The sequence below is a fragment of the Rhodanobacter sp. C05 genome, assembly GCF_002001165.1.
In the GTDB taxonomy this organism is placed as follows: domain Bacteria; phylum Pseudomonadota; class Gammaproteobacteria; order Xanthomonadales; family Rhodanobacteraceae; genus Rhodanobacter.
The window spans coordinates 1-12,030 of sequence record NZ_MUNQ01000019.1 but is presented as its reverse complement, the minus strand read 5'-3'; the positions used below and the strand labels follow the sequence as shown (position 1 = coordinate 12,030).

The following is a 12,030-nucleotide window of genomic DNA, read 5'->3' as shown; positions in this document are numbered from 1 at the left end:
CCCAGGAAAAACCCCGCCGCGGCGGGGTTTTTCCTGGGTGACGGATCAGTCCTCGACGCCCGGCGGTCGTTTGCGATGCGGTTCGGCGTTGACCGCGATGTACTGCGGCTCCTCGCCATCCAGGCGCAGCGCGGTGAGCTGACCACCCCACACGCAGCCGGTGTCGATCGCGTGCACGCCGAGCCCCGCGAAACGGCCGAGTGCCGACCAGTGCCCGCACACGATGCGGGTATCGCGACGACGCATGCCAGGCACTTCGTACCACGGGTAGAGGCCAGGCTTCTGTGTACCGGGAATGTCCTTGGCCTCGAAATCGATACGGCCATTGACGTCGCAGTAGCGCATCCGGGTCATCGTGTTGATCGTCGCGCGCTGGCGCTCCAGGCCTTGCAGGCGGCTTGACCAGACTGCCGGACGGTTGCCGAACAGGTTGCGCAGCAGGCGCGGATGCCGCGGACTGGAGAGCTCGCGCTCGACATCCTGGGCGGAGCGCTGGGCTTGACGCAGTGTCCACATCGGTGCCAAGCCCGCATGCACCATCGTCCAGTTGAGCTGTTCGTCGTGGTGCAGCAGTTTCTGCGAACGCAGCCATTCGAACAGTACCGGTGCGTCCTCGGCAAACAGCACTTCACGCAGCTCGGGGTTCACCCGCGCCTGGGCATCCTGGCGTCGTTGAGCGATCGCGAGCAGGCTCAGGTCATGGTTGCCGAGCGTGACCACGCTGTGCTCGCGCAGGCCGTGGATCAGCCGCAGCGTTTCCAGCGATTGGCCGCCTCGATTGACCAGGTCGCCGCAAAACCACAGTTGATCCTGTGCCGTATCAAAACGCAGCTTGTCCAGCAGGCGTTGCAGTTCGGGATAGCAGCCCTGCACGTCGCCGATCGCATAGGTGGCCATCTAGAGCAGGGCCATCAGTGCAGGGTACGCGGGATGGACAGGGTGAAGGTCGGAATCGGCGCATCGAACTGCGTGCCGTCGTCGGCCAGCATCTGGTAGCTGCCACCCATGGTACCGACCGGAGTTTCCAGCACGGCACCCGAGGTGTACTCGTAATCATCGCCGGGACGCATCCATGGCTGCTCGCCAACCACGCCATCGCCACGCACTTCCTCCACCTTGCCGTTGGCGTCGGTGATCATCCAGTGGCGGGTGAGCAGGCGCGCCGGCATGTCGCCGGCATTGCGCAGGGTGACGGTGTAGGCGAAAACGTAGCGATTGTCACCGGGCTTCGACTGGTCGGGAACGAAGCGGGTTTCGACCTGCACGTCGATCGTGTAGGAAGGTTTTTCAGTCATGGACCGATTGTAAGGCCTGCCGTCACGAATGGGGCGATGCAGCCGCAATCCGCTGCGGGCATGCGCGGAAATCAGAGACTGCCGTAGACCTTGGCCAGGCGCACGAAGTCAGCTGGGGCAAGCGTCTCGGCACGGGCCTTGGGGTCGACGTCGGCGCGACGGATGGCATCACCATCCATCAGTTGCCTGAGCGCATTCGCAAGCGTCTTGCGCCGCTGTCCGAACGCCGCCTTGACCACCGCATAAACGTGCCCGGGCTGGGCGTCATGCAGCTCGTCGGTCGGCAGCGGCAGCAGCCGCACCACGGCGGACTCCACCTTCGGTGGCGGTCGAAAGGCCTCCGGCGGCACATCGAAAAGCGGTTCGACCCGGCATGCCAGCTGCAACATCACGGACAACCGGCCGTACACCTTGCTGCCCGGCTCGGCGGCCATCCGCTCGACCACTTCCTTCTGCAACATGAAGTGCATATCCTGGATTGCCGCAGCGTGTTCGACGCAGTGGAACAGGATCGGACTGGAGATGTAGTAAGGCAGGTTGCCGGCGATGCGCAGGCGCGGTACGCCATGACTGTGCGCCATCGCGGTGAAGTTCACCTTCAGCACGTCAGCGTGGATGATATGCAGCTCACCCGCCGTGGCAGCGCGTGCCTGCAGGCCGGGAATCAGGTCGGTGTCCAGCTCGATCGCGGTGAGTTTGCCGGCGGCGGCCAGCAGCGGCAGCGTCAACGCACCTTCGCCGGGACCGATCTCGACCACGAAATCCTCCGCTCGTGGCGCAACTGCACTGACGATGCGATCGATGTAGCGCCGGTCGTGCAGGAAATGCTGGCCAAAGCTTTTTTTGGGGCGGGCGTTCATGCGGCGTGCTCCCTGCGTGCAACAAGATCCATGGCCATGCGTGTTGCTGCCATCAGGCTGGCCGGGTCGGCCTTGCCGCTGCCAGCCAGATCCAGCGCAGTACCGTGATCGACCGAGGTGCGGATGAACGGCAGGCCGAGGGTGAGGTTGACGGTGCGGTCGAACGCTTCGCTCTTCAGCACCGGCAGCGCCTGGTCGTGGTACATCGCCAGCACCGCATCGTAGTGCAGACGTTGCGCCGGCACGAACGCGGTGTCGGCCGGCAGCGGGCCGAGCAGATGCATGCCTTCGCCGCGCAATGTGTCCAGTACCGGAATCAGCGTGTCGATTTCCTCGTGACCGAGATGACCGCTTTCGCCTGCGTGGGGATTGAGACCCAGCACAGCCACGCGTGGTTCGGCGATGCCGAACTTGAGACGCAGCTCGGCGTGCACGATGCGCAGCGTGCGGGTCAGCGATTCGCGGGTAATGGCTGCCGATACCGCCGCCAGCGGCAGATGGGTCGTCGCCAGTGCCACCCGCAGTTCCGGGCTGGCCAGCATCATCACCACGTCGGCGTGCGCGCGTTCGGCAAAGAATTCGGTGTGCCCGCTGAAGCGGATGCCGGCCTCGTTGATCGAGGATTTCTGCAGTGGTGCGGTGACCACGGCATCGTAGCGCCCGGCCATGCATCCATCGGCGGCTTCGGCAAGCGTGGCCAGCACATGACGGGCGTTGCGCGGATCGGGCTGGCCGGGTACCTCGGCAACCGCCAGCGGTATATGGTGAAGACGCAGCGTGCCTGGGCGACGCTGCGTCTGCATGCTGCCGTCATCGTCGGTCAATTCGATCAGGGTGCCGCAGCGAGCAGCGGCACGCTCCAGCAAGGTGCGATCAGTGATTGCGACCAGATCGACCGCCAGCGTACTGGCGGCCAGACGGATCAGCAGTTCCGCACCGATGCCCGCCGGCTCGCCGGCAGTGACCGCGAGCCGGGGAAGGTGGGCGCCCAAACCGGCTTACGGTGACGCGTCGGCGGCAGCCTGGTTGCCGGCCTCACGCAGCTCGGGTACCAGGATGTTGATGTAGGCGTTGGCGCGCAGGTCACGCAGATAATCGTCGTAGACCTGATCGGACTTGCGGTTGCCAATCGCCTCGCGTGCCTGATTGCGCGCGAGCTGCACAGTCTTGTCGCTCTGACGGGTGCCGAGACGCTGCAGGATGTGCCAGCCGGCCTCGCTCTGGAACGGGTGCGAGACTTCGTTGTCCTTCAGGTCGTCCAGTTGCTTGGCGATGATCGAACCCCACTGGTCCTGCGGGAACCAGCCCATGTCGCCGCCGAGATTGGCGGTGGTGTCGTCCTTGGAATGTTCCTTGGCCAGTGCGGCGAAGTCTTCATGCTTGTTGACGATACGGCTGTACAGATCCTGCGCCTGCTGCTGGGCCTGTGCGGGAGTCACCAGTTCGCTCGGCTTGATCAGGATCTGCCGGGCATGGAATTCGGTGACCATCGAACGGTCGTTCTTGCGCTGATCGATCAGCTTGATGATATGGAAGCCGGTCGGGCCGCGCAGGGCCGCGCTGACATCGCCTGACTTCATCGACTCGACCGTGTCCGCGAAGGCCGGCGGAATCTCGTCCATGCGACGCCAGCCGAGGTCCCCGCCGTCCAGCGCATCGGGCGCATCGGAGTAGCGGATCGCCGCGGCATGGAAATCCATCCCGCCCTTGATCGCGGCGAGTGCTTGCTCGGCCTTGGTCTGACTGGTCTGGATCGCGGCTGCGTCGGCGCCGCCGGGAATGCTGATCTGGATGTGTGCCAGATGCACTTCCCCCGCCTTGTAGGTCGGGCTGTTCAGCAGGTTGTCGATCTCGCTGTCAGTGACCGTGACTGAATCGTGCACCACGCTCTCATGCAGGCGTTGCACCGTGATCTGGTCCGACAGCTGCTCGCGGAAGGCTGCAAAGCTGGCGCCTGACTGCTCCACGGCCGCACGCAGCTGATCGGGGGTGAGCTTGTTCTGCTGGGCGACGCTGGCCACGGCCTGATCGACATCGTCGTTGGAGACGTGTACGCCCTGGTCACCCGCCTTCTGCAACTGCAGTCGCATCAGCACCAGTCGATCGAGCACCTGTTGCTGCAGTACGTTCATCGGCGGCAGCTGTTCGGTGTGGCCCGCGTACTGTTGCTGGATCGAGCGCACGGCGCTGTCCAGATCACTCTGCAGGATCACGTCATCGTTGACAACGGCCACAATGCGATCAATCGGCTGGCTGGCCGGCACGTTTGCCGTCAGCAGTTGGGCATGAGCGGGGAGCGTGATCGCGAGTGCGAACAGGAGAAGTGCAATGAGTTGCTTCATCAGTGAAAGCCGGTGACTACGGTGATTATTGATAGCCGAGAATATCACGGCGTAGCAGGTTATCGATTTTACCGCCCGACGAGCCCAGTCCCTTGAAGACCATCTCGAACATGACGGCGTTATCGCGACGATTGATATTGCTGCCTGTGGGGACCGGAATCAGTCCGTAATAAGCCTGATTTACATAACTGCGATCGACCAGCCGCAGAGTGACGCAGCAGCTGTCGTATTCCACGCCGGCCATGGCATCGACCGTACCGGTGGGTGCCTCGACCATGTTCTTGATGGGAACCGCGTAAGTCCAGGATCCGAGCAGGCGCCAGCGATCAGACAGCGGGTAGACCGCGGATACGCTGTATTGTTCCATCAGGTCGCGGCGATAGTGATACGAGAAATTGAGGACGCCGTCGCTGCCCAGCCGGTGCTGCAGTTCCAGCGAGGCCATGTCGGTGCCGCGGCTGTTCGGGTTCCACTGATATTCGCTGCTCAGGCGCCAGCGATCGCTGAGCTGCAGGTCCAGCTCGGTGACATAGTCCGAGCCGGACCAGTCGGTGACGGCGGGAATGGTGTTCGATCCGTTGGGCAACTGCACCCGCTGCGGCGTGAAATAGCGGATCTGCCCGAAACTGGCCGACAGGCGTTCGACGCCATCTTCGTCCAGCAGACGGCTGGTGATAGCCCCGGTGAGGTTGTTCGCGTTCATCTGGCGATCCGCGCCGGCGAACTGGTTTGGCGAGAACAGCTGCCAGTAGTCGAATGACATCAGGCTGCTGTCGAACAGCGGCAGGTCGTTCTGGTTGCGGTAGGGAACGTAGAGGTAATACAGCCGCGGTTCCAGGGTCTGCGTGTAGCTGTCGCCGAACAGCGAGGTGCTGCGGTCGAATACCAGGCCGCTGTCGAGGCTGACGATGGGCAGCGAGCGGCTTGGCGATTGCTGCGTGAACGGTGATGTGGTGCCGCTGCTGAGTAGTCCGTAGTAACCGTAGTTCTGGTAGTCGCCATCCAGTTGGTAGGCGGTGTAGCGATAGGCCAGCTTCGGTCGCACGAACCAGGCCGAGGTGCCGAAATCGGCGGCAAGATAGGGGTAGATGTCAGCGCGCTGGCCGTCGACGTTGTCGTCCTTGCGGAATTCCGCCACCGAGCTGTTCATGCCGAATTCCAGCCAGTGGTTCAGCGGCACGTCCATGCTGAAATTTGCATAGGGCAGCTGCTCATAGGGCAGCGAGGAGTCGGTGGCGAACGGATTGGTGTTCTGGTAGATCGTGCCGCCGAACGAGGCATTCCACCACTTGCCGCCACCAACGATCGCGGCATTGGAGGCAAAGGCATAGATCACCGTATGCGACAGCGCATTGCCGTAGTCGTACAGGTAACTGCTGTCCGAGGCATGATTGTAGGAGCCGACGAAGGCCCAGCCTTGCCACAGCTGCGTGCGATCCGTGTAGCTGACCAGATACCGGGATGTGCCCTGGGTATCGGCCAGCCCGTCGCTGGGGCCATGATCGTTCGGTACATATTCCAGGTTGAGCTGGCCGTTGCTGCCGGGTACCAGATAGCGGAATTCGCCGGCCAGCATCGATCCGCGCAGGGTATAGATGCGCGGATCCAGGGTGGCGTCGTAGTTCGGCGCCAGATTCAGGTAGTACGGCGTGCTGATCTCGAAGCCGGAACGGCTGCTTCGACCAAAGCTCGGATACAGAAAACCGCTCTTGCGCTGGTGATCGACCGGGAAGCTGAAGTACGGCAGGTAAAGGAACGGCACGTTGCCGATGCGCATGGTGGCATCGCGTGCCACGCCGACACCGGTTGCCTTGTCGATGGTGATCGTCTTGCCACGGAACTCCCACGCGTGATGGCCGAGGTCGCAGGTGGAATAGGTGGCCATGGAATAACGGGTGTGCTGGGCATCCAGCATCTGTCCCTGCTTGGCCACGCCGTTGCCGCGCTCATCCAGCATCTGGTAGCGCACGTCGTCGGCAATGCCGCGGTTGGCATCGGTGTTGCCGCGCATGTGGGAACCCGCCATCAGCTGGCCGGCCTCCTGGTAACGGACGTTGCCGCGGGCATCGTAGTCGGTGGTGTCGTCGTTGTAATCGATCGTGTCGGCCTGTACGCGCTGATCCGCCCGCGTCAGCCAGGCGTCGCCAGCCAGGTGATAAATCGTCTGGTTCGAGCTGTCCACCAACTTTGCCCTGGCATACGCCGGGCTGGTATCACGCAGATCGGAGTCCTTGCTCAGGGTCGGGTCGTAGAACTCCAGCATGGCGTTGGGTCGGCACATCGCGTAGTTGTAGGGCCGCGGCGTACAGTGAAACGAACCCAGTGGGCATACCTGTTCGGAGCCGTCCAGCGAGCTCTTGGGACGGTTCTGGTCACCCTTGGCTTCGGCTTGTCCGCCGACCAGGGCAAGAGCTGCGGCAACCGCCAGCAGGCGGCGTGGGGGGAACTTGGACATCACAGTGGAAGTCTGCCGACGTTGAAGGCTGGTTAAGCTAGCAGAAAGCCCCATCTGGCGGCAGGCAAACCTTTATCGGGGCAGTGCGAAGATTCAGCATGAGTGGGCACAAATCGAGCAGGACCGATGCCTGATGGCACGTCGGGCTGGCTCAGAAGCAACATGCGATCCGCCGCTGTTTGGCCATCGAACCACCTTTCAGCGGACAGTGACACCATCATCATGAGGCGGGTGCCTATACCTGTGCGCCCGTGGCGCGAAGCAAGTACGACGTGGGTACCCAAACCGCCAGGTTAAGGAGGGCTAGTCGGCAAGCGTGCCCGCATGCGCGCTTGCGCAGGCGGCCAGTGCAGCGAGGTCGTAGCCGCCTTCCAGCGTGGAGACCAGCCGGCCACCGGCATATGTTCGGGCCAGTGTCGCCAGGCGCTCGGTGATCCAGACGTAGTCTTCCTGGCCCAGCCTGATGTCCGCCAGCGGGTCGTTGCGATGCGCGTCGAAGCCGGCCGAGACCAGTACCAATTGTGGCTTGAAGGCCTGCAACCGTGGCAGCAGCACGCTGTCCCACAACTCGCGGAACTCATGCGAGCCGGCACCGGGCGACAGGATGCCGTTGACGATGTTGCCGACACCGCGTTCGTCTTCGCGCCCGCTGTCCGGGTACAGCGGCGACTGGTGACTGGATGCGAACAGCACGCGCGGTTCGCGCTCGAAGATGGCCTGCGTGCCGTTGCCGTGGTGCACGTCGAAGTCGGCGATGGCGATGCGCTTCAGGCCATGCGCATCCAGCGCATGCGCCGCGGCCACGGCGATGTTGTTGAACAGGCAGAAGCCCATCGCCTGGTCGCGCGTGGCATGGTGGCCAGGCGGACGCACAGCGCAGAACGCGTGCGTGGTCGCGCTGGTCATGACGGCGTCGACCGCCGCCACGGCGGCGCCGGCGGCGCGCAGGGCCGCCTCGATCGATCCCGGCGACATCGCCGTGTCCGCATCCAGCCATTGCCTGCCTTCGTGCGCAGTACAGGCCAGGATCCGGTCGACATGGGCGGCGCCATGCACCCGCAACAGCTGCTCACGGGTGGCTTGAGGCGCCTCGACGCGGTCGAGCGCGGCGTAGCGATCGTGATCCAGTGCCTGCAACACGGCACGCAGTCGCGCCGGCTGTTCGGCATGTCCCGGGCCGGGATCATGCAGCAGACAGGCGGGATGGGTGTACAGCCGCTGCATGCGGTGGCTTATCCGGCAGACTGGGGCTTGCGACGCCGCTCGTGCTGCCACAGCACCTCGCCATGGCCGCTGGTACGCGCCAGAACACGCGAAATCACGAATAGCAGGTCGGACAATCGGTTGAGGTAACGCTGTACCTGCGGACGCACGGTCTCGACCCGCGCCAGGGTGATCACCTCGCGCTCGGCGCGGCGGCACACGGTACGTGCCAGGTGGCAGCAGGCCGCTGCCATGCCGCCACCGGGCAGGATGAAATCCTTCAGCGGCGGCAGTGGATCGTTGAAGCCATCGAGCACCTGCTCCAGCCGTTCGATGTCGGCATCCTCGATCAGCGCCATGCCCGGGATGCACAGCTCGCCGCCGAGGTCGAACAGGGCGTGCTGCACCTGGCCGAGCACGTCGCTTATCGTGGCATCGACACCGTCGGCAGCCAGCACCATGCCGATCGTGCTGTTGAGCTCGTCCACCGTGCCGTAGGCATTGACCCGCAGCGAATCCTTGCCCACGCGCGAGCCGTCGCCGAGGCCGGTACTGCCGTCGTCGCCGGTACGCGTATAGATCTTCGAAAGGCGGTTGCCCATGGCGATTTGCTGCGCTGACTCAGCGCGGCAGATTCGGCTGGTCAGCCTGCTTCAGTGCACGCGTCAGCTGGATCGCCAGGACGTGCAAGAAAGCACCTACGCCGACATACAGCGCCGTGGTCTGCAGGAACGGCAGATACCAGTCGCCCAGATTGGCGAACCATGCCGCAAAGCTGCGCGGCAGCGGCACGCTGCTGCTGAGCCAGTAGAAGCTGCCATTGGACAGCAGATAACACACCGCCCAGCTGACCAGCAGGGCCACGACGGCCATGCCCAGAGTCTGCAAACGCAAGCCGATCTGGTGACGTGCCAACCAGCTGCCACCCAGCCACAGGCTGAAATACGACGGAATCAGGAACCAGTAGGCTGCCGATACGCAGTAGTGGCTCCAGAAATCGATGCCCTGGTTGGTGATGACCAGATAGTCGATCAGCACTGCTTCGGCCATCAGCAGCGGAAATGCCCAACGAAAGCCGGCCCAGCGACCGGTGCCGCGCAGCCAGAAGCCGGCAAGGAAGAAAATGCCCCACGAGGCGTCCGGCAGCGCATCGAAGTGATGCAGGAAGGAGTGGTGCACGCGGGTGGCCGCCATCACCAGGGCGAGTACCAGCAAGATGCCGAGGCGTTGGGTCAGTGTCTTGACCATGGAGGTGCTCCGTATAGGCGTCTGTATAAACCGCTAGTCTAGCCCAATGCACGAGGACGCAGGCAGCCTCACCGCGTATCATCGGCCCATGAATGACCTCGCTTCTTCCGCCATGAACGAGCCTGGCGTCCTGATCATCGGTGGTGGCCTGGTGGGCGCCAGCCTGGCGATCGCGCTGGATGCCGCAGGTGTCGCCACCACCCTGGTCGAAACCGCCGCGCCGCGCGCCGATGCCCAGCCCAGCTACGACGAACGCAACCTGGCACTGGCACGGGCCACCGTCAACGGGCTCGATGCGATCGGTGTATGGCGGCATGCCGCGGCGCGTGCCACACCGATCAGGCATATCCATGTAAGCCGTGCCGGTGAATTCGGCAGTGCACGCATCGATGCGGATCGGCACGGTGTCGATGCGCTGGGCTGGACGCTGCCAGCGCGCGAACTCGGCGCGGCCCTGCTGCAGCGGCTGGACGAATGCACCCGGCTGACCCGGCTCGCACCTGCGACCTTGTCCGCGCTGCAGCCGCTGGCTGATGGCTGGCGTGCGCAGATCAGTACCGCCGATGGCGTGCGCAGCATCGACACGCGGCTGCTGGTCGGTGCTGACGGTACCAACTCGTTCGTGCGCGCACAGCTCGGCATCGATGCCGAGCGGCATGATTATCGGCAAACGCTGTTCGTCTGCACGGTCACGCCAGAGCGCGAGCATGCCAATCGTGCCTACGAGCGTTTCGCCGATGATGGCCCGATCGCGCTGCTGCCGCTGGCCGAGCGTCGCTGCGGGTTGGTGCTGACCGTCGCTGCCGACGAGACGGATGCGGTCGCCGCACTCGATGATGCAGGCTTCATCGAACTGGCGCAGCGTCGATTCGGCTGGCGTCTCGGTCGCCTGACGCGGCCCGGCCGGCGTCATCCGTATCCGATCCATCGCGTCGCCGCGGCGCAGTTGACCGGGCCGCGTGCGGTACTGGTCGGGAATGCCGCACAGACCGTGCATCCGATCGGTGCGCAGGGTTTCAATCTGGGTCTGCGTGACGCGCTGACGCTGGCCGAGCTGGTGGCGGCAGCACCGGATCCGGGTGCTGTCGATCTGCTGGAGCGCTATGCCGCACGCCGTGCACCGGATCGCGGCGGCACCATGGCGATGAGTCACGGCCTGGTGCGGCTGGCCTGCCTGCCACAACCCATGCTGGCGCCGCTACGCTCGCTGGCCTTGTTGGCCTGCGACCGTGTGCCACCGCTGCAACGCGCATTGGCACGGCGTGGCATGGGGTTCAGGGGTGAATCGCCGCTGGCAGTACTGGAGCGGCTTTCATGAATACGCCACTGCAGGAGGTTTCGATGCGCCGCCGTGCACCGGCACTGGATGTCGCCGTCGTCGGCGGCGGCATGGTTGGTGCCGCCGCTGCGCTGGCGTTGGCACGTGCAGGCTTCAGTACTGCGCTGCTGGAGGCGCGTGCACCGACAGCGTGGAGCATGGACGACGAAGTGGACCTGCGCGTGGTTGGCCTGGCGCCATCCTCGCTGGCGCTACTGAAGGATCTGGGCGTCTGGACGTCCATTCGTGATGCCCGTGTTGGTCCGTATGCACACATGCATGTATGGGATGCCGAGAGCGGTGCGGCGATCGACTTCGATGCAGCCAGCGAAGGGCACGACCTGCTCGGCTATATCGTCGAAAATAGTCTGGTGCAGTGGACACTGTGGCAGGCACTCGAAGCCGCCGGCGTGCGTCGCCTGTGCCCGGCCGAGGTGAAGGGTTTCGAGGCACGCGAGGATCGCATCCAGCTGGAGCTTGCGGATGGTGAAACGCTGGCTGCGGGATTGCTCGTGGCCGCCGACGGCGCCGCCTCGCCGCTGCGTCAGCTGGCAGGCATCGGGACGCGTGGTCGCGACTATGCGCAGCGCGCGGTGGTGGCCCATGTCCGCACGGAGCGGCCGCACGAGAACACCGCGTGGCAACGCTTCCTGCCGAGCGGGCCGCTGGCCTTGCTGCCGTTGGCGGATGGTCGCAGCTCGATCGTGTGGTCGTTGCCTGAGGCTGAGGCACAGCGTGTGCTGGCACTGGACGAGCAGGCTTTTCTGGACGAACTTGGCTTGGCCAGCGATTTCCGGCTGGGGCGGATCCTTGCCGCGACAAGGCGTGCGGCGTTTCCGCTGAAGCTGCAACTTGCCGAAAGCTATCAGGCCGATCGTTTCGTGTTGCTTGGCGATGCCGCGCATGCAGTGCATCCGCTGGCCGGCCAGGGTGTCAATCTCGGGTTGCGCGACGTGGCCGAGTTGCGTGATACGTTGCTCGCAGCACGCAACGCCGGCCGCGACATCGGCGCCAGGCATGTACTGCGCCGTTACGCACGTCGCCGGCGCAGTGCCGACACGCTCGATGCACTGGGCTTCGATGCGCTGGCACGTATCTATGCGTGGCAATCGCCGGCGCTGGTCGCCGCACGCGGACTCGGCGTGCGCCTGCTCGATCACCTTGCGCCGCTGAAGCGGCGCATCGCCGGGCATGCCGCCGGATTCTGAACTTTTCTCCTCCCTCTGCCTGCAGAGGGAGGTGGGAGGAGTAAAGCTTTTGACCTTGTGACGAAGAGCACCCCGCCCCGACCCTCCCCTGCGAGCAGGGG

General features: G+C 64.4%; 11 protein-coding genes. 2 read left to right on the top strand and 9 right to left on the bottom strand.

Annotation, left to right across the window (positions count from 1 at the left end):
• Nucleotides 1-45 precede the first annotated feature (45 nt).
• The 9 genes from B0E51_RS15690 to B0E51_RS15650 form a co-directional block, all read right to left on the bottom strand.
• Nucleotides 46-897: a symmetrical bis(5'-nucleosyl)-tetraphosphatase gene (locus B0E51_RS15690; RefSeq protein ID WP_077445818.1), complete on the bottom strand. Its 852-nt coding sequence runs from the start codon at nt 895-897 to the stop codon at nt 46-48.
• Between the two features lie 14 nt (nt 898-911).
• Complete coding sequence (apaG, locus tag B0E51_RS15685; RefSeq protein WP_077441104.1) at nt 912-1,295, bottom strand: Co2+/Mg2+ efflux protein ApaG; 384 nt, start codon at nt 1,293-1,295, stop codon at nt 912-914.
• A 71-nt stretch (nt 1,296-1,366) separates the two neighbouring features.
• The gene (rsmA, locus tag B0E51_RS15680; RefSeq protein WP_077445817.1) at nt 1,367-2,155 is read right to left on the bottom strand and encodes a 16S rRNA (adenine(1518)-N(6)/adenine(1519)-N(6))-dimethyltransferase RsmA; all 789 of its coding nucleotides are present in this window, start codon (nt 2,153-2,155) and stop codon (nt 1,367-1,369) included.
• Nucleotides 2,152-3,147 (bottom strand): 4-hydroxythreonine-4-phosphate dehydrogenase PdxA, encoded by a 996-nt coding sequence (pdxA, locus tag B0E51_RS15675; protein WP_077445816.1) that lies wholly within the window; start codon nt 3,145-3,147, stop codon nt 2,152-2,154. Before pdxA ends, rsmA begins: the two co-directional genes overlap by 4 nt.
• 6 nt (nt 3,148-3,153) lie before the next feature.
• Entirely contained in the window at nt 3,154-4,497 is a 1,344-nt protein-coding gene (locus B0E51_RS15670) for a peptidylprolyl isomerase (RefSeq protein WP_077445815.1), read from the bottom strand.
• Nucleotides 4,498-4,522: 25 nt separating this feature from the next.
• A complete protein-coding gene (gene lptD / locus B0E51_RS15665) occupies nt 4,523-6,955 on the bottom strand; it encodes an LPS assembly protein LptD (protein WP_143525961.1) in 2,433 nt (810 codons plus the stop codon).
• Between the two features lie 300 nt (nt 6,956-7,255).
• Nucleotides 7,256-8,176 (bottom strand): histone deacetylase family protein, encoded by a 921-nt coding sequence (locus tag B0E51_RS15660; protein WP_077445813.1) that lies wholly within the window; start codon nt 8,174-8,176, stop codon nt 7,256-7,258.
• 8 nt (nt 8,177-8,184) lie between these two features.
• Nucleotides 8,185-8,757: a cob(I)yrinic acid a,c-diamide adenosyltransferase gene (locus B0E51_RS15655; protein WP_077445812.1), complete on the bottom strand. Its 573-nt coding sequence runs from the start codon at nt 8,755-8,757 to the stop codon at nt 8,185-8,187.
• Nucleotides 8,758-8,776: 19 nt separating this feature from the next.
• Nucleotides 8,777-9,403 (bottom strand): hypothetical protein, encoded by a 627-nt coding sequence (locus tag B0E51_RS15650; RefSeq protein WP_077445811.1) that lies wholly within the window; start codon nt 9,401-9,403, stop codon nt 8,777-8,779.
• An 88-nt stretch (nt 9,404-9,491) separates the two neighbouring features.
• Here B0E51_RS15650 and ubiH point away from each other — a divergent pair, with 88 nt between their 5' ends.
• Together ubiH and B0E51_RS15640 are read left to right on the top strand one after the other, a co-directional pair.
• The gene (gene ubiH, locus B0E51_RS15645) at nt 9,492-10,721 is read left to right on the top strand and encodes a 2-octaprenyl-6-methoxyphenyl hydroxylase (RefSeq protein WP_077445810.1); all 1,230 of its coding nucleotides are present in this window, start codon (nt 9,492-9,494) and stop codon (nt 10,719-10,721) included.
• On the top strand, nt 10,718-11,929 hold the full coding sequence (locus B0E51_RS15640; RefSeq protein ID WP_077445809.1) for a UbiH/UbiF/VisC/COQ6 family ubiquinone biosynthesis hydroxylase: 1,212 nt from the start codon (nt 10,718-10,720) through the stop codon (nt 11,927-11,929). The genes ubiH and B0E51_RS15640 overlap by 4 nt, the downstream gene beginning before the upstream one ends.
• Nucleotides 11,930-12,030: the final 101 nt, after the last annotated feature.